The sequence below is a fragment of the Azorhizobium sp. AG788 genome, from assembly GCF_943371865.1.
Classification (GTDB): domain Bacteria; phylum Pseudomonadota; class Alphaproteobacteria; order Rhizobiales; family Xanthobacteraceae; genus Azorhizobium.
The window spans coordinates 83,478-109,803 of record NZ_CALRWL010000015.1; the positions used below are offsets into that span (position 1 = coordinate 83,478).

Annotated in this window: 21 protein-coding genes; 10 read left to right on the top strand and 11 right to left on the bottom strand. The window is 64.6% G+C overall.

Going from position 1 to position 26,326, the window contains the following annotated elements; translation table 11 throughout:
• Positions 1–6: 6 nt before the first annotated feature.
• The 3 genes from AAG816_RS11260 to AAG816_RS11270 all read right to left on the bottom strand — a co-directional run bounded on the left by AAG816_RS11260 (position 7) and on the right by AAG816_RS11270 (position 3,612).
• The gene (locus tag AAG816_RS11260; protein ID WP_341989713.1) at positions 7–840 is read right to left on the bottom strand and encodes an ABC transporter permease; all 834 of its coding nucleotides are present in this window, start codon (positions 838–840) and stop codon (positions 7–9) included.
• A 176-nt stretch (positions 841–1,016) separates the two neighbouring features.
• On the bottom strand, positions 1,017–2,087 hold the full coding sequence (locus tag AAG816_RS11265) for an ABC transporter substrate-binding protein (RefSeq protein ID WP_341989714.1): 1,071 nt from the start codon (positions 2,085–2,087) through the stop codon (positions 1,017–1,019).
• Between the two features lie 31 nt (positions 2,088–2,118).
• Positions 2,119–3,612 (bottom strand): aldehyde dehydrogenase, encoded by a 1,494-nt coding sequence (locus AAG816_RS11270; RefSeq protein ID WP_341989715.1) that lies wholly within the window; start codon positions 3,610–3,612, stop codon positions 2,119–2,121.
• A gap of 575 nt (positions 3,613–4,187) precedes the next feature.
• Between AAG816_RS11270 and AAG816_RS11275 the strand changes: the two genes are divergently transcribed.
• The 6 genes from AAG816_RS11275 to AAG816_RS11300 all read left to right on the top strand — a co-directional run bounded on the left by AAG816_RS11275 (position 4,188) and on the right by AAG816_RS11300 (position 10,904).
• Positions 4,188–5,093 carry a LysR family transcriptional regulator gene (locus AAG816_RS11275; RefSeq protein WP_341989716.1) on the top strand — a complete coding sequence of 302 codons (906 nt, stop codon included), beginning with the start codon at positions 4,188–4,190 and terminating at the stop codon, positions 5,091–5,093.
• Between the two features lie 115 nt (positions 5,094–5,208).
• A complete protein-coding gene (locus tag AAG816_RS11280) occupies positions 5,209–7,038 on the top strand; it encodes a CocE/NonD family hydrolase (protein WP_341989717.1) in 1,830 nt (609 codons plus the stop codon).
• Positions 7,039–7,129: 91 nt separating this feature from the next.
• Positions 7,130–7,933, top strand: coding sequence for an ABC transporter permease (locus tag AAG816_RS11285; RefSeq protein WP_341989718.1), 804 nt, complete (start codon positions 7,130–7,132; stop codon positions 7,931–7,933).
• A gap of 65 nt (positions 7,934–7,998) precedes the next feature.
• Positions 7,999–8,979, top strand: a complete 981-nt coding sequence (locus tag AAG816_RS11290; protein ID WP_341989719.1) for an ABC transporter ATP-binding protein — start codon at positions 7,999–8,001, stop codon at positions 8,977–8,979.
• 18 nt (positions 8,980–8,997) lie between these two features.
• On the top strand, positions 8,998–10,044 hold the full coding sequence (locus AAG816_RS11295) for an extracellular solute-binding protein (protein WP_341989720.1): 1,047 nt from the start codon (positions 8,998–9,000) through the stop codon (positions 10,042–10,044).
• The gene (locus AAG816_RS11300; RefSeq protein ID WP_341989721.1) at positions 10,041–10,904 is read left to right on the top strand and encodes an ABC transporter permease; all 864 of its coding nucleotides are present in this window, start codon (positions 10,041–10,043) and stop codon (positions 10,902–10,904) included. Before AAG816_RS11295 ends, AAG816_RS11300 begins: the two co-directional genes overlap by 4 nt.
• A gap of 597 nt (positions 10,905–11,501) precedes the next feature.
• Here the strand turns inward: AAG816_RS11300 and AAG816_RS11305 are convergent.
• Positions 11,502–12,290, bottom strand: coding sequence for an IclR family transcriptional regulator (locus AAG816_RS11305; protein ID WP_341989722.1), 789 nt, complete (start codon positions 12,288–12,290; stop codon positions 11,502–11,504).
• Between the two features lie 210 nt (positions 12,291–12,500).
• On the opposite strand from AAG816_RS11305, the gene AAG816_RS11310 reads away from it, so the two are divergent.
• From AAG816_RS11310 to pta, 4 genes are all read left to right on the top strand, one after another.
• Positions 12,501–14,207, top strand: a complete 1,707-nt coding sequence (locus AAG816_RS11310) for a GMC family oxidoreductase N-terminal domain-containing protein (RefSeq protein WP_341989723.1) — start codon at positions 12,501–12,503, stop codon at positions 14,205–14,207.
• Positions 14,171–15,499: an MFS transporter gene (locus AAG816_RS11315; protein WP_341989724.1), complete on the top strand. Its 1,329-nt coding sequence runs from the start codon at positions 14,171–14,173 to the stop codon at positions 15,497–15,499. The genes AAG816_RS11310 and AAG816_RS11315 overlap by 37 nt, the downstream gene beginning before the upstream one ends.
• Before the next feature lie 67 nt (positions 15,500–15,566).
• Positions 15,567–17,342, top strand: a complete 1,776-nt coding sequence (gene xsc / locus AAG816_RS11320) for a sulfoacetaldehyde acetyltransferase (protein WP_341989725.1) — start codon at positions 15,567–15,569, stop codon at positions 17,340–17,342.
• 88 nt (positions 17,343–17,430) lie between these two features.
• On the top strand, positions 17,431–18,498 hold the full coding sequence (gene pta / locus AAG816_RS11325) for a phosphate acetyltransferase (RefSeq protein WP_341989736.1): 1,068 nt from the start codon (positions 17,431–17,433) through the stop codon (positions 18,496–18,498).
• A gap of 173 nt (positions 18,499–18,671) precedes the next feature.
• Here pta and AAG816_RS11330 read toward each other — a convergent pair whose 3' ends face one another.
• The 7 genes from AAG816_RS11330 to xylB all read right to left on the bottom strand — a co-directional run bounded on the left by AAG816_RS11330 (position 18,672) and on the right by xylB (position 26,300).
• Entirely contained in the window at positions 18,672–19,736 is a 1,065-nt protein-coding gene (locus AAG816_RS11330) for a glycerol dehydrogenase (protein ID WP_341989726.1), read from the bottom strand.
• Positions 19,733–20,509 (bottom strand): SDR family NAD(P)-dependent oxidoreductase, encoded by a 777-nt coding sequence (locus tag AAG816_RS11335; RefSeq protein WP_341989727.1) that lies wholly within the window; start codon positions 20,507–20,509, stop codon positions 19,733–19,735. The genes AAG816_RS11330 and AAG816_RS11335 overlap by 4 nt, the downstream gene beginning before the upstream one ends.
• Positions 20,510–20,534: 25 nt before the next feature.
• Positions 20,535–21,362: a carbohydrate ABC transporter permease gene (locus AAG816_RS11340; protein ID WP_341989728.1), complete on the bottom strand. Its 828-nt coding sequence runs from the start codon at positions 21,360–21,362 to the stop codon at positions 20,535–20,537.
• 5 nt (positions 21,363–21,367) lie between these two features.
• Entirely contained in the window at positions 21,368–22,228 is an 861-nt protein-coding gene (locus tag AAG816_RS11345) for a sugar ABC transporter permease (RefSeq protein ID WP_341989729.1), read from the bottom strand.
• Between the two features lie 79 nt (positions 22,229–22,307).
• Entirely contained in the window at positions 22,308–23,633 is a 1,326-nt protein-coding gene (locus AAG816_RS11350; RefSeq protein WP_341989730.1) for an extracellular solute-binding protein, read from the bottom strand.
• Positions 23,634–23,665: 32 nt separating this feature from the next.
• Positions 23,666–24,760 carry a sn-glycerol-3-phosphate ABC transporter ATP-binding protein UgpC gene (gene ugpC / locus AAG816_RS11355; RefSeq protein ID WP_341989738.1) on the bottom strand — a complete coding sequence of 365 codons (1,095 nt, stop codon included), beginning with the start codon at positions 24,758–24,760 and terminating at the stop codon, positions 23,666–23,668.
• Between the two features lie 31 nt (positions 24,761–24,791).
• Entirely contained in the window at positions 24,792–26,300 is a 1,509-nt protein-coding gene (gene xylB / locus AAG816_RS11360) for a xylulokinase (protein WP_341989731.1), read from the bottom strand.
• Positions 26,301–26,326: the final 26 nt, after the last annotated feature.

The window sequence follows — 26,326 nt, forward strand, 5'->3', positions numbered from 1 at the left end:
GCGCCCTCACAGAACTTCGGCATTGCCGCCGCGCACGCGGCTCAGCAGCGCGACGATGACGCCGGTGATGGCGAGGAGGATCACGGCGATGGCGGAGGCGGCGGGCCAGTCCAGGGTCTGGCGGGTGTAGAAGTCCACCAGGTTGGCCAGCATCATGTCGGTGCGTCCGCCCAGCAGCGCCGGGGTGATGTAGGAGCCGATGGACAGTGACAGGCACATGAGCACGCCGGACAGCACCCCCGGCAGGCTCAGCGGCAGCGTCACCCGCAGGAAGATGCGCACCGGCCCCGCGCCCATGGTCTGTGCGGCCCGTTGCAAAGCGGGATCCTGAGCCAGGAGGTTGCTCAAGATCGGCAACACCATGAAGGGCAGCAGGAAATTCAGCATGCCCAGCAAGACGCCGGTGCGGTTGAACAGCAGCTGGATCGGCTCGGTATTGCCGAACACAAAGGCGATGGCGCGGTTCACGAGGCCCGCATCGCCGAGCACGATGGTAAAGGCGAAGCTTTTCACCAGGATGCTGGTCCAGAACGGCAGCATCACGAATATCATCATCACCGCACGGCTGCGCGGGGGCAGCCGGGCCAGATGCATGGCGATGGCGTAGCCGATGACCAGGGTGACGGCGGTCGCCTCAAGCCCGATCTCCAGCGTCGTCCCCAGCACCTTCCGGAACAAGGTGCTGGTGAGCAGTTCGCCATAGGTGGAGAGGTCGAGCTGCGCGCCATGCAGGCTGGTCCAGATGATGGACAGCGCCGGCAGCAGGAAGAACAGCAGCATCACCAGCAGGAGCGGCGCCAGCAGCACCGCCGCATAGCGGGTCTCGAGGGCATGGTTCATCGCAAATGACCTCGATGGCGATGGGCGCCAGGACGCGGGATCACGCGCCCTGGCGCGAGCGAAGCGGACCGGACAGACAGGAGCGGGGCGATACAGCCCCATTCCGCAGGATGCCGGGCACGGGGCCGGTTGTCAGCGGCGCCTGCTCGCGCCCGCTGGCCCCGTCTTGCGCGGGCTCAGATCAGCAGCCACTCGGTAAAGCGCTTCTGCAGCTTGGCGTAATTGTCGAACCACCACTCATCGTTCACCACCGCATTGGCGGGGTTCTGCAGGTCCGGCATGTATTGACGGGCGGCGGGGCTGGCGGCGGCCAGGCCGGCCTTCGAATTGGGGCTGAAGAACAGGGCCTCGGCAAATGCCGTCTGCCGGTCGGGGCGCAGGCAGAAGGCCAGGTAGCGCATGGCGGCCTCGCGATTGGTCGTGCCCTTGGCCACCGCCAGATATTCCAGCGAGTTCAGCGTCTGCTTGGTGGAGATGGCGATGGAGGCGCCGGCGATCTCCGCCGGACGCACCCGGCTGATGTAGCTGTAGGAGAAGTCGATCTCATTGGCCGTGACCAAGGTGACGGTCTGCGGCGTGGTCTCGATCCACTTCTTGATATGCGGCTTGATCTTGTCGAGAGCGGCAAAGCCCCGCTCCACATCCAGGGGATAGAGCTTCGCGGGCTCCACGCCGCTGGCGATCAGCGCCATCTCCAGGGTCTCGCTGATGCGCGGGCGCAGGCCCCGCCGGCCGGGAAAGGCCTTCACATCCCAGAACGCCTTGAAGTCGGCGGGGGCCTTCTCGGCCGGGGTGCGCTTGGGGTCGAAGGCGAGGCCGCCTGCGAACATATAGGTGCCCACATAGGTGGGGCCGCCGGGCACGAACAGATCCGAGCGATCGACGATCTTGGCGTCCACCGGCTCCCATAGATTGTCCTTGGCACCGGCGGTGATCTGCGGGCCGACGCTGTCGAACACGTCCCAGTCCAGCCGGCCGCTCTCCACCTGGGCCTTCATGCGGGCGAGATCCGCATTGTCCACCAGCCGCACGGGAATGCCGGTCTCGGCGGTGAAGGGCTTGGCGAACACGCGCTCAACGCCGGCGTGGTAGTCGCCACCCCAGCAGGTGACGGTGATGGTACTGTCGGCGCGGGCGCGGCCGGTAATCACCAGTGGCGCCGCCAGTGCCGCCGAGGCGCCGATGAGTACCGAACGGCGGGAAATGCCGCTGGAACCCGGTCCCTGCGTTGTATGTGCTTTGCTCATTGCCATTCCCCTCACCAACCGGACAACCGGATCAGGTCGCGAACCAGACTGCCTTCAGGTCCATGTATTTCTCGATGGCATGCAGGGACTTGTCGCGTCCGAAGCCGGACTGCTTGAAGCCGCCGAACGGCACGGACATGGTGCCCTTGTCGAAGCAGTTCACCCACACCACGCCGGCCCGGATGGCCCGCGCCGCGCGATGAGCCTTCTTCACATCCCGGGTCCAGATGGAGGCGGCGAGGCCATAGATGGTGTCGTTGGCGACGCTTACGGCCTCTTCGAAACTCTTCACCGCAATGGTGGCCAGCACCGGGCCGAACACCTCTTCCTGGGCGATGGCCATGGCATTGTCCACGGCATCGAAGATGGTGGGCTCGACATAGTAGCCGCCGGTTTCGGTGAGCGCGCGGTTGCCGCCGGCGATGATCCGCGCCCCGGCGGCCGTGCCGCCTTCGATATAACCCATCACGCGGGCCATCTGCGGGGCGCTGACCAGGGGGCCGAGCTTGGTGTCCGGGTTGAGCGGATCGCCGGGGCGCAGAGCCTTGGCGATGGCGGCCACGCGCTCCAGGAACTCCTCGCGGATGCTGTCTTCTACGATCAGCCGGGAGCCCGCATTGCAGACCTGGCCGGCATTGGTGAAGATGCCCCCCGCCACCGCGCGGGCGGCGGCATCAAGATCGTCGCAGTCGGCGAGCACGATCTGGGGCGACTTGCCCCCCAGTTCCAGGCTGACGCGCTTGGCATTGGAGCGGCCGGCATAGGTCAGGAACAGCTTGCCCACCTCGGTGGAGCCGGTGAAGGTCACGCAGTCCACATCCATGTGCAGGCCGAGCGCCTGGCCGGCGGTCTCGCCATAGCCGGGTACCACATTGAGCACGCCCGGCGGCACGCCGGCTTCCGTGGCCAATTGCGCCATGCGCAGGGCGGTGAAGGGAGACTGTTCCGCCGGCTTCACGATCACCGAATTGCCCGCAGCGAGGGCCGGGCCCACCTTCCAGGCGGTCATGGACAGGGGATAGTTCCACGGCACAACGGCACCGACCACGCCCAGCGGCTCGCGCATCACCAGGGTGGTCATGTCCGGCGCTGAGGGGGCCACCTCACCATAGATCTTGTCGATGGCCTCGCCATAGAAGGCGATGCAATTGGCCGCGCTGGGGATGTCGCCATTGAGCGAACTGGAGATGGGCTTGCCCACGTTCAACGTCTCGAGCAGGGCCAACTCCTCGCGATTGGCCAGGATCAGCTCCGCGAAGCGCAACATGATGCGCTTTCGATCAGCAGGTGCCATGCGGGACCATACGCCGCTTTCAAACGCCGCCCGGGCCGAGCGCACCGCCTGATCGATGTCTTCCGCCGCACAGGCCGCGACCTGGGCAATGGGTTGGCCCGTTCCTGGAAAGACGCAGGGAAACACCTTGCCGGAGAGGGCCGGAACGAAGGTCCCGCCGATATAGGCTTGGGTGGGGATCGAAAGGGCCTCAGCTCGCGCCTTCCAGTCCTGAATCACTATCTGCGACATTCGCTCATCACCCGGGTTTCGGCATCAATCCACATCCGATGAGGTGCAGTGTCCGGGCGGCTACCCATACAGTCAAATATATAGTTTTCTCTGCTAAATATCCAAAAAGTTATATGTATACATATGATATTGCCAGGACGGTGCGTCTCTCCGTGGCACCCAATCCTCCTCATGAGCGAGCCCACGAGACCCGCTCGGCCGAGACGTGGTGATGGATTGGCAGGAGGGCGGGAGGTCCGAACGATATTCAGACAGGTGATGATCGGCCGTTCGGTACCAGACCTGACGGCTGGGACGTGTCCAGGTGTGTATAAGCGCGGTGACTGGATCCCGACTAAAATGGCCGAAGCATTTAATATCGCTCATACCTTTCGAATATCGCTGGTGTCCCGAGCCGCGCCGACGCGAACCGCGGGCAGCGTGACTATCCCGGTGTTTTTCAATGAGGTGATGTGATCTGACCACGGGACGCGCTTGGGCTCTGATTCATGGCGCATATGAACTTGCCATGATTTGACATCGTCTTTCTTTTCGGGATCGCTCGCGACCCTCGGGAGTCGGCGGGGACGGACTGGATGAACTTTCGCGGACTGGAGGCGCTCTGTGCCTTCGTTCAGGCAGGCTCGGTGCTGCGCGCGGCGGAACGGCTCGGCCGTACCCCGCCGCAGGTGGGCCGGCTCTTGAACGCGCTGGAGGCCGATCTCGGTTTTCCGCTCTTTGATCGGACCACGCGACCGCTGGAACTGACCCGCGAAGGCCGCAACTTCGCGCTTCAGGCGCAAACCGCGATGGCCGGCGTCGAACGCCTCGACAAGGTCGCTCGACAACTCAGATCGGTCGATCGCGTCCATGTGAGAATTTTGACCGCGCCATTCTTGGCTCGGGCGATCGTCATTGATGCTGTGGCGGCATTGGCTGTTCAGCATCCGGAACTCACGGTCGAACTTGATTCCCGGATCCGTCTCGACATCGAGGAATGGATCGAGAACGAGAGCTTCGACCTCGGCATCTCCAGTTTGCCGGTGCAGAATTCCGCCTTTCGGACCGAGGAATTGGTGGAGGTCGATGTGGTCTGCGCCATGCGAAAGGACCATCCGCTCGCGGCGCGGGACGTGGTCGAGTTCGAGATGCTGGCGGATTACGACCTGACCATGCAGCACCCGCGCTCGGCCGTGCGCAGTTTCATCGAATCCCTCGCGCAGGAACGAGGCCAGGCTCTCACCATCCGCTTCCAGGCCCCAAACGGTTTCATCGCGGCGCAGATGGCTGCTGGCGGCCTCGGCTGCAGCATTGCCGACCCGCTGATCGCAAGTTCGGTGGGCGAGCCGGGCCTTGTCATGCGCCCGTTCAGGCCGAAGCTGACCATCCGATACGGCTTCGTCTTTCCCACCTGGATTGAGCTTTCGCCACTGACGAAACTGCTGTGCGCGGAAATCCGGCAGGTTGCTCAGAAGCGCAAGGCGTCGATCGGCCAAACCTGACGCCTTATGCCCCGCGCCCACTTAGTGCGAAAAACGCAGTTAAATTGCTTTATTACGCATTTGACACATAATCGGCGTGGTTCGATGCTGGCTCGAACGGGGGCAGCCAGCCATCATGAGCCTGCAGGACGAATATGCCAGCGCCTGGGCGGTGACGCCCACGGACTATCTCGCCCGGACTCCGCAGGCTTTCCGGGTGACACAGCCCCGCTCCTGCTATGTGACGATGCCGGACGGCTGCCGGATCGCGGTCGATCTCTACCTGCCGCAGCCGACCTCGCCCGCTGCCGACACGCCGGGGCGCTTTCCCGCGATCACGATCTTCACGCCCTATTTCCGGCGCTTCAAGATCCGGGCCGGAGGCACCGCCGACGGCGCGGCCAACGTCGCGCTCTATCGCGATTTGTTCGTTCCCCATGGCTACGCGCTGGTGGTGATCGATGTGCGCGGCACCGGGGCGAGCTTCGGTACGCGGGACAGCTTCCGCTCCCCCAACGAGCGCAGAGACAGCCGCTCCATCGCGGACTGGATCGTCGGCCAGCCCTGGTCGAACGGGATCATCGGAGCCACCGGCATCTCCTATCTCGGCGCGGCGTCCGACTTCCTGGCCTCGACCGGCCATCCGGCCGTCAAGGCGATCGCGCCCCTCTTCGGCGTATGGGATACCTATGCCGACAACTACTATCCGGGTGGCGTGCATCTAAAAGCGCTGACGAAACTCTACGACGCCATGATGATCGGGCTGGATCATGATCGTCGCGACGTGCTCAAGCCCTTCGCCTATTACAACAATCCCGACTTCGAAGGGCCTCAGCCGGTCGACGAGGATGCCGACGGTACGCTTCTCGTCGATGCCATCACGGAGCATCTTGGAAATTTCCGGCAGACCGACTTCATGGCGGAATTCAAGTTCCGCGAAGAGCCGCTGGCCTATGATGCGGGGTTCAGCTCCGCCTCGTTCAGCCCCTATTCCTATTCCGACGGCATCGCCTCTGATGTCGCCGTTCTTTCGGTCTCGGGCTGGTATGACGGCGCGGGCTACGCCAATGGCGCGATCTCTCGCTTCCTGACGCTCGAAGACAATCCACGACACCTCCTGCTCGGTCCCTGGGACCATGGGGCGCGCTCCGATATCTCGCCCTGGCGCCGCAATGCGGCGGCAGACTTCCCCGTTCTTGGCGAAGTGCTGCGCTTCTTCGACACCTATCTGAAGGGCATCGACACGGGTTTGACGCAGGAGAAGCCGGTCCACTATTTCTGCATCCACGCGCAGGAATGGCGGGCCAGCGAGGTCTGGCCTCCAGCGGGCAGCGAGACCACCTTCTTTTTCGGCACCGGACATTCGCTCGGCGCCTCCGCTCAGGACTCCGGCTGCGACGAATACAAGGTTGATTTCGCGATCGGTACTGGCGGGCACACCCGCTACGAGCGGATCGCCGGCGTCGCGATCACCGACTATTATCAGGATTGGGATGGCCGCAGCGACAAGATGCTGCGCTACACGTCGCAGCCGCTCGAGCAACCGCTTGAATTCGCCGGCCACGTGCTCTGTGATCTGACCTTGTCGACGAGCGAGCCGGATGCCCACCTGTTTCTCTATCTGGCCGAAGTCGAGGCCGATGGTCGCGAACGCTATGTGACGGAAGGCCTTCTGCGTCTGCTGCACCGCAAGCTGTCGCCGGCCCCCTCGCGATATCGGACCAGTTGGCCGTTCCGCAGCTTTGCACGGGCGGATGCCTCGCCCATGCCCGTCGACGGCACCGAGACCCTGCGCATTCCGCTGCTGCCGATCAGCTGGCGGTTCGCCTCTGGCAGTCGGATCAGGTTGTCGATCTCCGGCGCCGATGCCGATCACTGCAGTCAGATGCCCCATGGCCGTCCGCCGCGCCTGCAGGTCCATATCGGCGGCGAGCGCGGCTCGCGGTTGATCTTTCCGGTCCGGTGAGCGCGATGGCGGCACGCGACGGACGAGTTGAAGGGCGGTGGCCTGCGAGCGCGACGTCATTGACGATCGCCATCGCTTCCGGAGGAGCGCAATGGACAGGCTGAACAAGACACTGATGGCGGTCTGGACGGCGGCGGGCTTCGCCTATCTCCTGCTGCCGCTGATCTTCGTCGTCTGGATGAGCTTCTTTTCTAACGAGATCCCCTACCTTCCTCCGCAGGGCTACACACTCGACTGGTACGCCGCCGCCTTTACACGAGGGCGCTTCGCCGAGAGCTTCATGTTCAGCCTCTATGTGGCGTTGATCGCGACGGCATTGGGGCTTGCGGTTTCGGTTCCGGCGACAATCGCACTGCGGCATGCGCGTTCCCGCCTCGCGGGCTCGATCGTGCAATTGCTGACGGCGCCGCTGATCGTGCCGACGATCGTCATCGGCGCGGGCATCTATGTGACGCTGGTGATGTTCGAGATCGCGACCTCGTGGCCGGTCGTCGGCTCGCTCTGGGCGCTGGGCCTCGCGCATGTGCTCATGACGATTCCCTGGTGCGTGCGACTGCTGCTGGCGAACCTCGCGAGCGTCGATGGTTCGATCGAGGAGGCGGCCGCCTCGCTGGGAGCCTCACCGCTCGCCACGCTGTTCAAGGTTACGCTGCCGCTGATCTGGTCGGGCGTTGTGGCGGCGGGCTTGTTTAGCTTCGTGGTCAGCTTCGGCAACATCGAGCTGTCGCTGTTCCTGGTCGCGCCGGGTTCCACCACATTGCCGATCGCGATCCTGCAATATCTCGAATGGAAGCTCGACCCGACGGTCGCTGCCGTATCCGTCGCCCAAATCGCACTCATCGCCGCTGGCCTGCTGATCGCAGACCGCTACGTGAAGCTCACGAGGGTCGTCTAGCCGTGGCCAGATTGCAGATCCAGGGCCTTTCCAAGGCATATGGCGTATTCTCCGCGGTCGAGAGCATGGATCTCGACGTCCAGGAGGGCGAGTTTATCGTCTTCCTCGGCCCGTCGGGCTGCGGCAAGACGACGACGCTGCGGATGATCGCCGGCTTCATCGAGCCGACGGCTGGTGTGATTGCGATCGGTGGGCGCAACCTGACCACCATACCGCCCTATCGCCGCAACCTCGGCATCGTCTTCCAGAACTACGCGATTTTTCCGCATCTCAGTGTATTCGACAACGTCGCCTTCGGCCTGCGGCGGCGCAAACTGCCTTCCGCGACGGTCGAAGCCAAGGCGATGGCTGCACTCGCCAGGGTCAAGCTCGACCATCTGCGCGAGCGGATGCCCAAGCAACTGTCTGGCGGCCAGCAGCAGCGCGTCGCTATCGCCCGCGCGCTCGCGATTGAGCCCGATCTGCTTCTGCTCGACGAGCCGCTGTCCAATCTCGACGCCAAGTTGCGCCACGACGTCCGCGACGAGATCCACCGTCTCCAGCGCGACCTCGGCATCACCACCATCATGGTGACCCACGATCAGGAGGAAGCCCTGAGCCTCGGCGACCGTCTGGTCGTCATGAACAAGGGCAAGGTCCAGCAGATTGGAACGCCGACCGAAATCTACGAAACGCCCGCGAACCTGTTCGTGGCCGATTTCATCGGCCGCACGAATGTGCTGCACGGGAGCGGCAGCGAAGGCACGACGTTCATCACCGAGAGCGGGCTGCGCCTCAGCTGCCGCAACCTGACCGCGGGTTGCAGCGCCGCGATCGTGCGGCCGGAATCCATCCAGTTGGTCGACGTAGTGTCGGCGACCTCGCTGCCCGCCACCGTGGAGCAAGTCACCTATCTCGGCCCCGTCTGCGAGGTGCGCTTGCAGTTGCAGTCGGGCGAAACCTTGCTGGCGACCCCGGGAACGGGCGGTGCGCCCCGCCGATGCAAGGGCGAGCAGGTCCATGTGGAGATCGCGCCAGATACTGCCTACGCCGTCACCGATTCATAATCGAGAAGGGGATAGACGATGCCGATCACGCTTTCGCGCCGTGGCTTTACCGCCGGCGGCATCGCTCTCGCGGCCGCCGGTTTCGGCACGCGTCCTGCTTCTGCCCAACAGCAGCGCATGGTGTTGGGGACCTATGGCGGGGACACGCAGCGCTACATCGAAGATCTCATCGTCAAGCCGATTCTCGAGCCCAAGGGCATCGCGACGGTGATCGAAGCTGCGAGCGATGCGCCGCGCCGGCTGAAGCTCCAGGCCGAACGGCGATTGCCCCGCGGCACCTATGACGTGGTGCACAATCAGGCCGCTATTCTCTACCAGCTCTATCAGGACGGCCTCCTCGACGAACTCGACGTCTCCCGTATTCCCGCCTACGACAAGATCCTTCCGGTGGTGAAGACGGGCTACGCCATCCCGCATACGGTGACGGCGCGGGCGATCCTCTACAATCCCGCGCATGTCTCACCGGCGCCGTCATCCTATGACGATCTTTGGAACCCGAAATACGCCAATAAGGTCGGCCTCATCAATCCGCACTACAACATGGCGCTGTCGTCCGCCGCGCTGACCAGTGGCGGCAGTATGAGCAATTACGAGCCAGGAAAGGCCAAGCTGCTCGAACTGAAGAAGCTCGGCGTCCAGGTCTATCCGTCGAACGAGGCGTTCGGGCAGGCCCTGCAGACCGGTGAATGCTGGATCGGCCTGATGATCCAATCGCGCGGCATCATGTGGAAACGCCAGGGTGTGCCGATCGAGATCGCCTATGCCAAAGAAGGGGTGCCGATGGATTGGTGGGGCTTCGGCATCCCGAAGAATGCGCGCAACAAGGATGCGGCCTACGAGTTCATCAATGCGTCGCTGACGGTTCAGGCGCAGACCGGCTGGGCTGCCGCCATGTGGTCGCCTCCGGCGACGAGCACGGGCCTGGATGCGCTGGATCCGCAACTGAGCCGCCTGATGGAACTGCCGGAGGCCTTTCGCGGCAAACTTCTCGACGTCGACCCCGCCTATATTGCCAAGACCGACGGCGCGAACAAGGAATGGTGGGACCGGGTTTTCAAAGCATGAGCCGGAAATTACGCACTGGCCTGACCGCCGCCGGCCTCCTGGGCCCGGCGCTTGCTTTGACATGTCTCTTCTTGTTGGTGCCGCTCACGATCCTGTTCTGGGTCAGCCTCAACGAGGGGTATCCGGCCTCGGATGGCGCAGGCCCGCTCAGCCTCGCCGGCTATGTCAAGGTGATCGCCGATCCCTATTATCTCGACATCCTGCTGACCACCATCCTCATGGCGCTCGGCATCACCGCACTTGCGTTGTTCTTCGCGCTGCCGATCGCGCATTTCCTGGCGAGGAGCCAGTCACGCTTCAAGAGCGTCTTCCTGCTCGCGGTGATCCTGCCCCTCTTCGTCGGCAATGCCGTGCGGGCCATCGGCTGGATGATCGCGTTGGGCGAACGGGGCGTGTTCAACACCATCGTCACCGGCCTTGGCTTCGGTGGCCCCTACAAGATCATATATACTGGAACCGCGGTGCTCATCGGCGCCGCTGCGGTCAACCTTCCGTACATGGTTCTGACGCTGCAGAGCGTTCTGGAGCGCATCAGCCCCGCTGTGGAAGAGGCGTCGATCAGCCTGGGAGCGACCCCGTTCCAGACCTGGCGACTGGTCACCCTGCCGCTGATGGCGCTAGGCCTTCTGGCGGCCTGCACCCTATCTTTCATCCTGAGCATGAACGCTTATGCGACGCCGGTCTTGCTGGGCGGTCCCCGCTTCCGCATGATGGGGCCTGCCATCTCAGACGAGATCATCGTCAAGAATAACTGGTCTGTCGGCGCGGTCCTGGCCTTCATCCTGATTTTGGTGACACTTACGCTGACGATCGCGCTCAACAAGGCTCTCACGCGCGGCATCGCGGCACCTGCACGGTGAGATTGGAATTTAATAGTGCTACGCTGCCGCCATCGGACCGCGCATCGAGCCTGAGCACCGAGCGCGGTGACCGTGCGTGATCCTAACGCCTCGCGCGTCACGCCGATCACGTAGCGCTAGCTGGAGCCCCGATCGGCACCGCCGCGAACCCCGGTCAGCATGCATATCCCGAAGATTTTTCAATGCGTTGACGTCATCTGACCTGGGTGCGCGCTTCGGTACGGACTGACAGCGATACCCCCGACTGGCCTGCGCGCGCATGTGAGGTCGGAGCGGCGGCGCCACGACGATCCGGGCGTTCATTTTGCAACGCACAATGCTCTATGCTAAACATGGCGCTGTCCCAATTCGAACCACGCGCAGCAATGCACCATCTTCAGCGCCTTCATGATGTCGTGATCTTTGCCGCAACGCTCTCCCTCGTGGCAGGCGCAGTACAGACACGAGCTGTACTAAATGCGCACTCGCATCTGGGTGTTACAGGCCCGTCCATCTCGCGTATTGTTGCCGATCTGAACTCACGGATGGCGCGCGCCGGCCGCATGGAGCACCCGGACGACATAGCGTTCTTTATCGTAAACTGAAGATACGTCCGTCTCAATCCGAAAGCGTTGCGGCGAGCTTGTCCGCAGCCTGCCGCATATCCGGAAGCAGCGCGACGGCCTTGTCGAGGGAGAAGCGCGGAACCGGACCGTGGCAGGCCACGGCACCGACCACCTCGCCGCGCGAATCCTTGACCGGCACCGCGATGCCGCAGAGCCCCTCCAAAAACTCCTGATCGTCAGTGCTGTAACCCATCGCCGCGATCCGCTCCAATTCTTGCTCCAGCGCTGGAATGCTGGTGAAGGTGTTGGGCGTATTCACCTTCAGGTGCAGCGATTGCAGGATGCGGCGCCGCTGCGATGGACGCATGGCGGAGAGAAAGAGCTTGCCGCTGGCGGTGCAGTGCATCGGCACCCGTGATCCGACTTCCAGGTGCATGCGGAGGGGCCAGGCCGCTTCCACACGATCAAGATAGACCGCATCGGTGCCGACGCGCGTGACGAAATTACAGGTCTCGCCGGCCACGTCGACCAACTGCGCCAGGATGGCGCGTCGCTCTGAGCTGACGGAATTGCGCAGCATGTCAAAGCCCATGCGCAGGAAACGCGGGCCGGAGGTGAAGCGGCGACCGTCGGGGTCGCGCAGCAGATACATCTCGGCTTCGAGCTTCTGACACAGGCGATGCACGGTCGGCTTGGGCAAAGCCAGGCGGACGCACAGATCGGGCACCCCGAGCGGCACTGCGGAACGGGCCACCTCGCCGAGCAGATCAAGCGCCCGCAGCATGACGGATGCCCCGTCCGGCCCGTCTTTTTTCTCAGGGGTTTTAATGACTTCCGCCATTTCACGCTCTCACCCGTCGCACCGAGGTCGGCACCATAGTTGCTGGCGAGATCAAGTCCAAGCGACCCGGGGGCTTTGCTGCAACTGCCCAACATTCGTTGCGCGCTGCACAACACAAATCTCATCTAATGAGACGTTTTGTGTCGATCAGTGGATTGACTCCCATCATACCTTCGTCGCATCGTTGGTTTCGCAGAGAGGAAACTGCCCATGCAAGACGAGGAAACCTTCGACTTCGTCGTCGTCGGCGCGGGGTCGTCCGGATGTGTCCTGGCCAATCGCCTCAGCGAGGACGGCAAGAGCCGGGTGGCGCTGGTGGAAGCCGGTCCGAAGGATACAAACCCGTGGATTCACGTCCCTATCGGCTACGGCAAGACCATGTGGGACGACCGGCTCAACTGGCGCTTTCACACCGAGCCGGAACCCACCATGGACGGGCGGCGCATCTACTGGCCGCGCGGCCGGGTGCTGGGCGGATGCTCATCCATCAACGGCCTGGTGGTGATCCGCGGCCAACGGGAGGATTTCGACGGCTGGGTGGCGCGGGGCGCCATTGGCTGGGGCTGGCAGGATGTGTTGCCCTACTTCAAGAAACTGGAGACCAACACCCGCTTCAAGAATGATCCCCTGCATGGGGCCAGCGGGCCAGTCACCATCAGTTCCATCCCGCGCAAGCACGAGTTGATCGAGGCAGTCAAGGCAGCGGGCCGCACGCTCGGCGTGCCGGAAACCGACGATTTCAACGGCGCCTCCCAGGAAGGCGTGGGCTATTACCAGCTCACCACTCGCAACGGCATGCGCGCCAGCGCGGCCAAGGCCTATCTGGCCCCGGCCCGGGGCCGGGCGAACCTGACCATCTTCACCGAGGCCCAGGCCCGCCGCGTTCTGTTCGACGGGGCACGGGCCAGTGGCGTGGAGGTGAGTGTGCCAGGCGCCATCAAGACGCTGCACGCAAAGTCCGGGGTCATCCTCTCTGCCGGGGCGGTGCAATCGCCGCAATTGCTTATGCTCTCCGGCATCGGGCCGGCGGCGCATCTCAAGGACCACGGCATCGAGGTGCGGGTCGACAGCCCCGGTGTCGGCGGGAATCTCCAGGATCATCTGCAACTGCGCCTGCTCTACCGTTGCACCAAGCCCATCACCACCAATGACGCGCTCAACTCCCTGTTCGGACGGCTGCGCATGGGGTTGGAATATCTGCTGTTCCGCGGCGGACCCCTGGCCATCGGCATCAACCAGGGCGGGCTGTTCACGCGGGTGCTGCCGGAGTCCCAGACGCCGGACATTCAGTTCCACATCGGCACCCTCTCGGCGGACATGGCCGGCGGCAAGGTCCATGCGCATTCCGGCTTTACGCTGTCGGTGTGTCAGCTCCGGCCGGAGAGCGTCGGCACGGTGCGGCTGGGGTCGGCGGATCCCCTGGCCGCACCGAAGATCAACGCCAATTATCTCGCCACCGAGACCGACCGGCGCTGCGCGGTGGCCAGCCTGAAGTTCGCGCGCTTGCTCGCCGCAACTGATCCCTTGCGCAGCTATGTGGCCGAGGAGAATCTCCCCGGTCCCTGCGTCACGGACGATGCGGGCCTGCTGGCCTTCGCCCGCGAATATGGCGCCACCATTTTCCACCCCGCCGGCACCTGCCGTATGGGCGCCAGCGACGATCGCGAGGCGGTGCTCGATCCGCATCTGCGCGTGCGCGGCGTCGATGGCCTGTGGGTGGCCGATTGCTCCGTGATGCCGACGGTGACATCCGGCAACACCAATATTCCCGCGATCATGATCGGAGAAAAAGCCGCCGATATGATCCGGGATGAGTGTCTGAATAACAGTACAGGGCGAGACAACGTCCAGAAACAAACCAAGGATGGGAGGACAACACCATGGCAGGGAAATCCGCAGCTTCAAGTCGCGAATTAAGGCGGGTCGTCGGCGCGAGCGTTATCGGCGCAACCATTGAATGGTATGACTTCTTTCTGTACGGCATCGCCGCCGGTATCGTCTTCAACAAGCTGTTTTTTCCCGGCGACGATCCGGTGGTGTCGATCCTGCTGGCCTATACCACGTTCGCCGTCGGCTTTGTGGCTCGGCCGATCGGGGGCCTGATCTTCGGCCATTTCGGCGACAAGCTGGGCCGCAAGAGCATGCTCATCATGACCTTGATGATCATGGGGGTGGCCACGGTGGCCATCGGGCTTCTGCCCACCTATGCGCAGATCGGCGTCGCCGCCCCCATCCTGCTGCTGCTTCTGCGCATCGCGCAGGGCATCGGCATCGGCGGCGAATGGGGCGGCGCAGTCCTGATGGCTTATGAATATGCCCCGGAGAACAAGCGCGGCTTCTTCGCTTCGATCCCGCAGATCGGCCTGGCGCTGGGCCTATGTCTCGCCTCCGGCGTCACGGCGCTCATGTCCATGCTGCCGGATGAACAATTCATGGCCTGGGGCTGGCGCATCGGCTTCATCGGCTCCATCGCCCTGGTGGGCGTGGGCATGTACATCCGCCTGAAGGTTCATGAAACTCCCGATTTTGAACAGGTGAAGGCCAACAACCAGGAAGCGACGATCCCATTCTTCACCCTGCTGCGTGATTATCCGCGCAATGTGTTGCTGGGCATGGGCGTGCGTTACATCGACGGCGTGTTTTTCAACGTGTTCGCCGTGTTCTCCATCGTGTACCTGGCCAATTACGTGAAGGTGCCGCGCACGCAGACGCTGTGGCTGGTCACGCTGGCAGCATTCGTGATGGTCTTCACCATCCCGATGTTCGGCAAGCTGTCCGACCGTTGGGGGCGCCCGCGCACCTATGCGGTGGGCTCGCTGCTGCTGGCGCTCTCGGTCTATCCGGCCTTCTGGCTGATGTCGTCCGGATCCATGCCGCTCATCACCCTGGGCATCGTGTTCCCGTTCGGGGTGCTCTACGCCATGTGCTACGGGCCGGAAGCCGCATTGTTCTCGGATCTGTTCGACGCGCGGGTGCGCTACACGGGCATCTCGTTCGTCTACCAGTTCTCGGGCATCGTCGCGAGCGGCATCACCCCCATCATCGCCACCTATCTGCTCGCCCAGGGCAACGGCCAGCCGTGGCTTGTGTGTGCCTACGTGGTGTTCGCCGCCCTCATCAGCATGGTCTCCGCCATGGCGATCCGCGTGCCGGTCCCGGCCGTGCACGCAGCCACCATCGCCCAGCGTTCGCCCCAGGGCGCGCGCTGACGGACCGGACCGAAAGGCGGCCGGACGGGTCGCCTTTCTTCCCTTCACTTAGAGGATCGATCGTCCCATGAAGATGACCACCGAAGAGGCGTTTATCAAAGTCCTGCAAGCGCACGGGATCGACGAGGCCTTCGGCATCATCGGCTCGGCCATGATGCCGGTGTCCGATCTGTTCCCCGCGGCCGGGATCCGCTTCTGGGATTGCGCCCACGAAACGAACGCCGGCCTCATCTGCGACGGCTACACCCGCTCGACGGGCCGCATGGCCATGGCCATCGCCCAGAACGGGCCGGGCGTGACCGGCTTCGTCACCGCCATGAAGACCGCCTATTGGAACCACACGCCCATGCTGCTGGTGACGCCACAGGCGGCAAACCGCACCATCGGCCAGGGCGGCTTCCAGGAAGTCTCGCAGATGGCCATGTTCTCGGACATGGTCTGCTACCAGGAGGAGGTGCGCGATCCCTCCCGCGTCGCGGAAGTCCTGAACCGGGTCATCGAGAAGGCCTGGCGCGCCAGCGCCCCCGCCCAGATCAATATTCCCCGGGATTTCTGGACCCAGGTCATCGATATCCAGCTGCCGCAGATCGTGCGCCTTGAGCGCCCGAGCGGCGGTCGCAACGCCATTGCCGAGGCGGCAAAATTGCTGTCGCAGGCCAAGTTCCCGGTGATGCTGAACGGCGCCGGCGTGGTCATCGGCAACGCCATTGCCGAGGCCATGACCCTTGCTGAACGGCTCGGGGCGCCGGTGTGTTCGGGCTATCAGCACAATGACGCCGCCCCCGGCGGCCATCCGCTGGCGGTGGGGCCGCTGGGCTATAACGGCTCGAAGGCGGCCATGGAGCTGATCGCGAAGGCCGACGTGGTCCTCGCGCTGGGCACCCGGCTCAATCCCTTCTCCACCTTGCCCGGCTACGGAATGGATTATTGGCCGCGCGAGGCCAAGATCATTCAGGTGGACATCAATTCCGACCGCATCGGCCTGACCAAGACGATCGCTGTGGGCATCTGCGGAGACGCCCGCGAGGTGGCGGGCCAGATCCTGGCGCAGTTGGAACCCGGCGCCGGCGATGCCGGCCGCGCGGAGCGGGCCGCCCTGATCCACCAGACCCGGTCGCGCTGGCTCCAGCAACTGGCCTCCATGGACCATGAGGATGATGATCCCGGCACCTCCTGGAACGAGGAGGCCCGTGCCCGCGATGCCGATCGCATGTCGCCGCGGCAGGCGTGGCGTGCCATTCAGGCGGCGCTGCCGAAGGATGCGACCATCTCCACCGACATCGGCAACAATTGCGCCATCGGCAATGCCTATCCCGCGTTCGAGTTCGGCCGCAAATATCTCGCGCCCGGCATGTTCGGTCCCTGCGGTTATGCCTTTCCCGCCATCATCGGCGCGAAGATCGGTTGCCCGGACGTGCCGGTCTTCGGCTTTGCCGGCGACGGCGCCTTCGGCATCTCCATCAACGAGATGACGTCCATCGGTCGCGAGGAATGGCCGGCGGTGACCATGGTGGTGTTCCGCAACTTCCAGTGGGGCGCGGAAAAGCGGAATACGACGCTCTGGTATGCCAACAACTTCGTCGGCACGGAGCTGGATCCCAAGCTGTCCTATGCCCGGATCGCAGAAGGCTGCGGATTCAAGGGCGTGCGCGTGGATAGCCAGGCCGCCCTCTCAGAGGCAATTTCCACCGCCGCAGCCGATCAAAAAGCCGGCATCACCACCTTCATCGAGGTGGTGCTGAACCAGGAGTTGGGCGAGCCCTTCCGCCGCGATGCCATGAAGAAACCCGTGAAGGTCGCCGGCATCGCCCGCGCCGACATGCGCGCGCACGTGGCCCGCTGACCTGGGGCGTCGGGGGCGGCCAAAGCCGCCCCCGACGCAGGTTCCTGATCTTCAAACGCTATTTTGTCCCGTGCCATGAGGCCCGATGATGCTCGCCCTCGACCGGATCATCAACGCTGCGCGCGCCGCCCCCCACCGCATCGTTCTGCCCGAAGGAAACGATCCGCGCATTGCCGGGGCCGCACGAAGGGCGGCGCGAGAAGGGATCGCCCATCCGATCTTGCTGGGGCGTGCACAAGAGGTCTTGGCGGCGCTTGAAGGCGATGCACGGGGCATCACAATCGTGGATCCCTGCACCTCGCCGCACCGCGAGGCCTATGGAGAAGAGCTTTACCTTCTGCGCCGGGCCAAAGGCATGGACCGAGCCGCGGCCCGGCATAGGATCAGCGAGCCGCTGGCCTTTGCCGCCATGATGGTGCGCCTTGCTGATGCAGACGGAATGGTGGGCGGTGCTGTGGCGACCACCGCCGAGACGGTGCGCGCCGCACTCCAGATCATCGGCCTCGCCCCGGGGGTGCAACTGGTGTCCAGCTTCTTCCTCATGATCCTGTGCGAGGACTATCACGTGCACAAGGGCGCCTTCGTGTTCGCCGATTGCGGACTCGTGATCGACCCGGACGCGACTGAACTCGCCGAGATCGCCATCTCCTCCGCGCATTCCTACACGGCGATGACGGGAGAGTGCGCGAAGGTGGCGATGCTCTCCTTCTCCACCGCGGGAAGCGCCCGGCACGCGCGTGTCGACAAAGTCATCGAGGCCGTGAGCATCGCCCGTAGGCAGGCCCCTGGGCTCATTATCGAAGGTGAACTTCAGTTCGACGCGGCGTTCGTTGCTGCGGTAGGCGCAGCTAAGGCGCCGGGATTGGCGATTTGCGGGGACGCAAATGTGTTCGTCTTTCCTAATCTCGACGCCGCGAACATCGGCTACAAGATCGCCCAACGCATTGGCGGCGCAAAGGCAATCGGACCGGTATTGCAAGGCCTTGCCGGTCCGGCGAATGACCTTTCGCGCGGCTGCTCTGAGGATGACGCCTTTCACATGATCGCCCTCACCTGTGCCCAGGCAGCCACCCGCGCCCCAGGTTTTCTCCGGCCCCGTGCCCAAGATCAGGCGAGTTTTCAATGTCGGGCCAAATCGAATTTCAGACAGGATTAGGGCGCGGACCCCAGCCGTCCCGCACCATCGGCATGGTCTGGCGCAAGACCAGCCCTTTGGCCAAGCCGTTGCTGCAGATGTCGGACGTCATCCGGCACGCACCCGCCGCCCCGCACGGCCAGCCCGGCGCAAATCCGCTCAGCGCGCTTCCGTCGAGCTGACGCGTCCCGCCCTCACCCGAGCGACAGGAACGCCGCCCGCAGGATCTCCGGCGACAAGGGCTGGGTGAAATTCTTGATATAGGGCGCCGTCTCCCACGACAGGCGCACGATGGTGTCCACCGCATCGGGATCGCTGACGCCGAACGCCGCCAGCGAGGTGGGCAGGCCGATGCGATCATAGAGGCCGCGCAGGTCATCCAGGAACCGGGGGGTGCGGCGCTCGGCCACCACTTGCACCAGCAGCCCCAACGCCACCTGCTCGCCATGCAAAGCGCGGGCGATCTCCGGAATAGCCGAAAATCCCCGCGTGAGCGAATGCGCGATGGACAGGCCGCCGCTCTCGAAGGCCAGCCCGCTCATCAGGATGGCGGCTTCGACGGTGTTCTCGACCGCCTCCGTGGCCTCGTGGCGCCGCACCGCCGCCACCGCCGCTTCGCCCTCGCGGCGGATGATGTCGTAGCAGGCGTTGGCGATGCCCAGGGCCAGCTGGGTGGGGCGCCCCTTGAAGAAATTCGTGCCCCCGGCGCCCGCGCATTGCTCGACCTCGAATTTCTTGGACAGGGCATCGCCGATGCCGGCGATGAAGAATCGCGCCGGCGCCTGGATGATGATCGCGGTGTCCACCAGCACCACATCGGGACTGGCCGTCATCAGCCGCACCTCACTGAGCACATGGTCCTCGCGATAGAGCACGGCGAGGCGCGAGGTGGGGCTGTCGTTGGAGGCGATGGTGGGCACGATGATGATGGGCAGATTGAGGGCCATGCGCACGCCCTTGGCGGTGTCGATCGCCTTGCCGCCGCCGACCCCGATGATCACATCCGCCTGCGCCGCCCGTGCTGCGCCAGCGAGGGCCGCGATCTCGGCCGCCGTGCACTCGCCGCCAAACACACCGAACACGGCCGGCTCGGCGCCGTCCAGCTCGGCGCGCAGCCGTGTGCCCAGCAGGTCGGCGACCACGGCGTCGGCGACGATGAAGGGGCGGCGACCATAGAGTGCCACCAGGCCCTTGAGTTCAGAGAGGGAACCGGGGCCCTGGATATAGCGGTGCGGGGCACCGAACGCGCGAAAGCTCATGCATCGCCCCAATGGAAATCGCGCTTGCCGCCATCCATGCAGATCAAGGCGCCGTTGATGAAGGAGGCCTGTGTCGAACACAGGAATGCAATCAGGGCGCCGACTTCCTCCGGCTGGCAGAACCGGCCGAGCGGGTTCTGGCCGGTGATGATGGCGCGCTGCTGCTCGGAAAAGCCGGCGATGAGATTGGTTTCCACATAACCAGGCGCAATGGCGTTCGCCGTGAGGCCAAAGCCGCCGATTTCCTTGGCAAGGGTACGGGTGAAGCCCAGCACGCCGGCCTTCGCTGCCGCATAATTGGCCACCCCCGGCCGGCCGCCGCCGGTGACATTCATCGACGAGGTGTTGACGATGCGTCCGAAGCCGCGGGCGCGCATGATGGGAATGGCGTATTTGCTGCACAGGAAGCTGCTGCGCAGATGGGTGCGGACGATGATGTCCCAATCATCCACCGCCATCTCCTCCACAGGGCGCCCCAGATGGCGCCCGCCCGCGCCGGCATTGTTGATCAGGATGTCGAGGCCACCGAGTGCTTCCGCCGCCTGCCGCACCACCTGCGCCGCAGTGTCCGGCTCGGAGACGTCGCCGATGGCAGTGACAGCCACAACGCCCTGCGCCCGTAAGTCATCGACAAAGCGTTCGGCGGCGGCGCCATCCAGGTCGTTGACGGCGATGGCCGCGCCCTCGTTCGCCAGCGCCACGGCTTCCGCCCGGCCGATGCCGCCGGCACCGCCGGTGATGAGCGCGACCTTGCCGGTCAGGCCGAAATCCATGGTGCGTGTCTCCTTCGAGCGCGGTTCAGCCCTTCACCGCGCCGGCCCCGAGGCCCTGGATGAAATACTGGCTGAGCATGGCGAAGGCGCCGAACAGCGGCAGCGCGATCAGCGTCGAACCGGCCATGATCTCGCCCCAGCGCAGGTCGAACGAGCCGATCATGGAGGCCAGCCCCACCGGCACGGTCTTGTTGGCGTCGGACCCGATCATGATCAGCGCATAGGTGTAGTCGGTCCAGGACAACAGGAAGGAGAAGATCGCCACGGTGATCAGCCCCGGTAGCGACAGCGGCAGCACCACGCGCAGGAAGGCGCCGAGCCGGGTGCAGCCATCCACCATCGCCGCTTCCTCCAGCTCGAACGGCATGCTCTTGAAGAACCCCCACAGGAACCAGACGCCGAGCGGCAGCGTCAGGGTCAGATGCGAGACGATGACGCTGGTCAGCGTGTCGCCGAGCCCGAGCTTGGCGAAGATGGAGAACATGGGAATGGCGATGAGCAGCGGCGGAAACATGTACGCATAGAGCATTGCGCCGATGATCAGTTTCTTGCCGGGCACCCGGTGGCGGGTCACGGCGTAGGCGATCATCACCGAGAACACCATCGTCACCACCACCGTCACCGCAGCCACGATCACGCTGTTGACGAACTGGGTCGGATAGTCGGTCAGCTCCAGCAGGTTCCAGTAATATTCCGTGGTGAACGGGCCGGGGATCAGCGAGGTGCTGGTCAACAGCACGCCGGGCGCGCGCAGCGACGACAGCACCATCCAGTAGATCGGGAAGGCGGAATAGACCGCGATGATGAGGGCCGCGGCATAAAGCGCGAGGCGGCCGGGGAGCGAGCGGACCATGAGCATCACTCCGTATCGAGCGGGAACAGGCGGAAATAGATGAACACCGCCACCGAGAGGATGGCGAAGGAGATGGTGGCGATGGCCGCGCCGCCGCCGATGTCGAACAGGGAGAAGGCGGTGCGGTAGGACAGGATGGCCAGATGCTCGGTCGAGCCGACGGGCCCGCCCTGGGTCAGAAGCCAGATCACGTCGAACTTGTTGAACATCCACACCGCCCGCAGCAGCACGATCACGGTGAGGATGGGCTTCAGCATCGGCAAGGTGATGTGGAAGAAGCGCTGGATCGCGGTGGTGCCGTCCACCTTGGCGGCCTCATAGAGCGAGGTCGGCACGGTCTGCAGCGCGGCGAGGAAGGTGGTGGTCACGAACGGCGTCCACATCCAGACGCTGACCAGTATGACCGAGGCCATGGCCGCGCCGGGGCTCTCGAACCAGTACACCGGCGGCAGGCCGAGGGCGGCAATGACGTGAGTGAGCACGCCGATGGAGCCGTCCACCATCCATTTGAAGGTCAGCACCACCACCACGGTGGGCAGCAGATAAGGCAATATGGACAGGCCGCGCACCAGATTGCGGCCTGGAAACACCTGGTTGAGCACCAGGGCGAAGCCGATGCCCAGCACCACCTGGAACACGATGGTGCCGAAGGCATAGACGAAGCCGTTGATCAGCGCCCGCCAGAACTCCCATTGCGAGAGCACGCGGGCATAATTGTCGAGGCCCGCCCACTTCGGCGTGCCGACGAACGAGTCCATCTGATAGAAACTGAGCGAAATGGCATAGACCACCGGCGCCACGATCAACAGCAGCGTGACCGCAAGGCCGAGGACCAGAAAAGAATAGATCGTCGCTTTGGAACTCACCGGCTCGCCCTCGTGCCTCGGGTGGAAGCCGGCCCACGGGCCCGGAAGGCCCATGCGCCGGCTGCGCTGTCGATGAACGTCAGGCGATCACCTGGCGCATCTTGTCCGCGGCGATCTTCACGCAGTCGGCGGAGGGCAGGTTCTTCAGGCACTTGTTCTGCAGCATCTCCGGAAACACGAACGCCTCGAAGATCTTGCCGGGGCGAAGGTCCGGGGCCGGGCCCTGGGTGTCCAGCGAGGTGAGGATCATGTTCTTGTCGGTGAGGAACGAGCGCATGGTCTCCACCGCGGCGGCGTGCTTTTCGATCAAGGGATGGGCGCGCCAGCGGGCGTCCTCATAGACATCGAGCCGCGGCGGCTGGAAATGCAGCGGCGCGGTGTGCAGGAAATTGATGAACTGGTTTTCGGTGAACCACTTCATGAACTTCATCGCTTCGTCGGAATTCGGTGTCTTCAGCACCACCCATCCGTCATAGCCATGGTTCACCGCCTGATGTTTTCCGGCGGAATCCATGTAGGGCATGATGCCGTATTTGTCGGCGAGCGCCGGGGCGTTGCGCTCCAGCGTCTCGATCATGCGCCCGGCATAGGCGGAATGGGCCACCTTGTCGGAGGTGAAGGTGGACAGCACTTCGCCGAAGCTGGCCTGGCTGGTGCCCGGCGGCATGGTCTTGTAAAGCTCGCCGAAGAAATCGAGGAAGCGGGTGACGCGCGGCCCGATGTCGGCATTATCGAACACGATGTTCCACTTGTCGTCGAACACCTTGACGCCTTCCGCCCACATGAAGCCGGGCGAGAGCCAGTTGGTGGCGCCGTTCGAGCCGATGGGATAGAGCGCGCCGGCCCGCCCGTCGCCGTTCAGGGTCTGGGCGTTCTTGAGGAATTCGGCCCAGGTCTTGGGCACGGAGAGGTTGTTCTTCTCGTAGAGATCCTTGCGATAATAGATCCAGCCGAGATTATAGTCGTAGGGATACCAGAACACCTTCCCGTCGATGGGAAACAGGATGTTCGGCCCCCATTTATATTTGTCGGTCAGCTCGTTGAGCGGCATCAGATGGCCTTCGCTGGCCAGGATCAGCACATGGCCGACAAAGGCGAAGGTGGCGATGTCGTAGGGCGTGCCGCCGCGCAGCGACGTGGTGACCTTGGTGAAGGCGCCGTCCAGCGGGACGGAATCGATCACCACCTTGGTGCCGAACTGGCGCTCATATTCGGCGGCGGCCACCTTCAACGCCCGGATGCTGTCGATGGAGGTTTCCGTGTTCAGGAACCGGATGGTCTTGGTTCCCTGCGCCCGGACAGCCGGTGCGGCGATGGCGCCGGCCGCGATGCCGCCCGCGACCGTGCCGGCGACCTTGAGAACTGCCCGGCGGGAGAGCCCGCCGGCCTTCACTGTGGTGTCCATGTCCCCTCTCCTCCCGTTATGATCGTTCCGCCCTAGACGGTGGGTCGTTGCCCAGTGGGTGCACGCCTGGTGTCCAGACGCGCCCCGGTTTGCTTGGTGAATAGGTGAAGTCCCTCGGGGCGGAACGAGACCGGCAGCGCCGCCCCGTTTCGCACCGCATCGGTGCGCTCCATGAGCACGCGCATCCGCACGCCGGCCACCTGGCCGATGCACAGGGTCTGCGCGCCGAGTTGTTCGATCACGGCGATCTCGAACCGCAGGGCATCGGCGCCCTCGCCCACCGTGATGTGCTCCGGCCGCACGCCGAGCGTGACCTCGGCGCCGTCCGCGGCCGGCAGGCCGTCCGGCAGGGGGATGCGAAGGTCGCCGGCGCGGAACGCCCCGGCCGCGATGTGCCCCTCGATCAAATTCATTTCCGGTGAGCCGACGAAGCTCGCCACGAACAGATTGGCGGGGCGGTCATAGACCTCCAGCGGCGCGCCGACCTGCTGCACATAGCCATCCTTCATGATGACGATGCGGTTGGCCAACGTCATGGCCTCGACCTGATCATGGGTGACATAGACCATGGAGGTGCCGACCTCCTGATGGAGCCGGGCAATCTCCTCCCGCATGCGCACGCGCAGCTTGGCGTCCAGATTGGAGAGCGGCTCGTCGAGCAGGAACACTTCCGGATCGCGCACCAAAGCGCGACCGAGCGCCACGCGCTGCATCTGGCCGCCGGACAATTGCTTGGGCTTGCGCTCCAGATAGGGATCGAGCCCGAGCATGGTGGAGGCGGACTTCACCCGCCGGTCGATCTCGTTGCGGTCCATCTTGCGCATGCGCAGGCCGAAGGCGAGGTTTTCGTAGATCGTCTTGTGCGGGTAGAGCGCATAGTTCTGGAACACCATGGCGATGTTCCGGTCCTTCGGTTCCAGCCGCGTCACGTCGCGCCCGCCGATGTCGATGGTGCCGGAGGTGATCTCCTCCAGACCGGCAATCATGCGCAGCGTGGTCGATTTTCCGCAGCCCGACGGCCCCAGGAAGACGACGAATTCGCCGTCTCCGATCTCGAGGTCCACCCCATGGACGGCGACCGTGCCGCCATAGGCCTTGCGGACCTGTTTCAGGCTGACCTGTGCCATTCTCATTCACTCTCAAGCTTGCGGAGCGACATCACCGTCCACTCACGAAGTCATGGATGCGGTGGTTCACGGGCGCCAAGGCGGCCTGGATCTCGCCGTAAATCCCGTGCCCCCGGGTATAAAGCGCGGCCCGTTCCGGGTCCGGCACCAGCCGGGACACCACCTTGATCGCACGGGCGGCGTCGTGTTCGTCGGCATAGATGCCGACCCCGACGCCGGCCAGAAGGGCGGCGCCGAACGAGGCGTCGGCCACCGCCGGAATTTCCACCTCCACATTGAGCACATCGGCCACGATCTGCCGCCACAGCGCGCTCTTGGCGCCGCCGCCGGTGAGGCGCGCGGTGGTGAAATCCAGCCCCTGCCCGCGCAACGCCAGCAGGCAGTCGCGCAGCGAATAAGAGATGCCCTCATAGAGCGCGCGCACGAAGTGGCCGGCGCCGTGGTTGAAGCCGATGCCCACGTAATCCGCCCGCAACAGCGGGTCCCAATGGGGGCTGCGCTCGCCATTGAGGTAGGGGTGGAAGAACAGCCCCTCCGCGCCCGGCGCCACCGCGCCGGCGAGCCGGTCCATCTGGCTGAACACGCTGGCGCCATCCTCGCCATCGCGCCGGAAGAAGGTGTCGCGCAGCCATTTATGCGCCGAGGCGCAGGAATTGGTGGCCGCGATGACATACCAGTGGTCCGGCATGACGTGCGGATAGTTGATCACCTTGAAATCCGGCCGGGGGTGCCGCGACAGCACGCTGACGGTGGCGGCGGTGGCCAGCTTGATCACCCCCAGTCCTTCGCAGGTCATGCCGACGCCATAGGTTTCGGCCGCGGTGTCCGAGGTGCCGCACACCACCGGCGTGCCCTCCGCAAGCCCGGTGGCGCGGGCGGCTGCCGCCGTCACCCGCCCGACGACCGCTTTGGAGGCGACGATGGGCGGCAAGGTGTCGAGCGGCCAGCCGATCATCCCGCACAAGTCTTCCGACCATGTGCCGGTGCGGGTGTCGGCCATCAGCGTGCCGACCGCATCGATCAGGTCGGTCTCCCAGGTGCCGGTCAGTTGCGCCCGCAGCCAGTCCTTGGCGAGGTAAAGCCGCCGGACGCGGGCAAAGGCGTCCGGCTCGTGGCGACGGAGCCAGAGCATCTGCGGCAAGGTCCAGGTGGGATTGGCGCGGTTGGCGCCGATCTCCAGGATGCGGGCGTCCGCTTGGGCGCGCAGGTCGCGGGTCTCGGCGCCGGCGCGCTGGTCGTTCCACAGGATCGCCGGGCGGATGATGCGACCATCGGCGTCTTCCAGAACCTGCGTATGGGCGCCGGCGGAGAAGGAGATGCCCGCCACGGTTCCCGCGCCCGCCGCCGCGGCCAGCGCCCGTGGTACGGTCTCGCACACGGCGCGCCACCAGTCGTGCGGATCCTGCTCGCTCCAGCCCGCTGCGGGGGCCGAGGTGGTGAGCGTGGCGGACGCCTCCGCCACGAGGGTGCCATCGGCGCGGATCACGCTGGTCTTCAGCGAGCCCGCCCCGAGATCGATGCCGACGAGGAGATCAGCCACGGCTCACCTCCCCCCTGGCTGTGCGC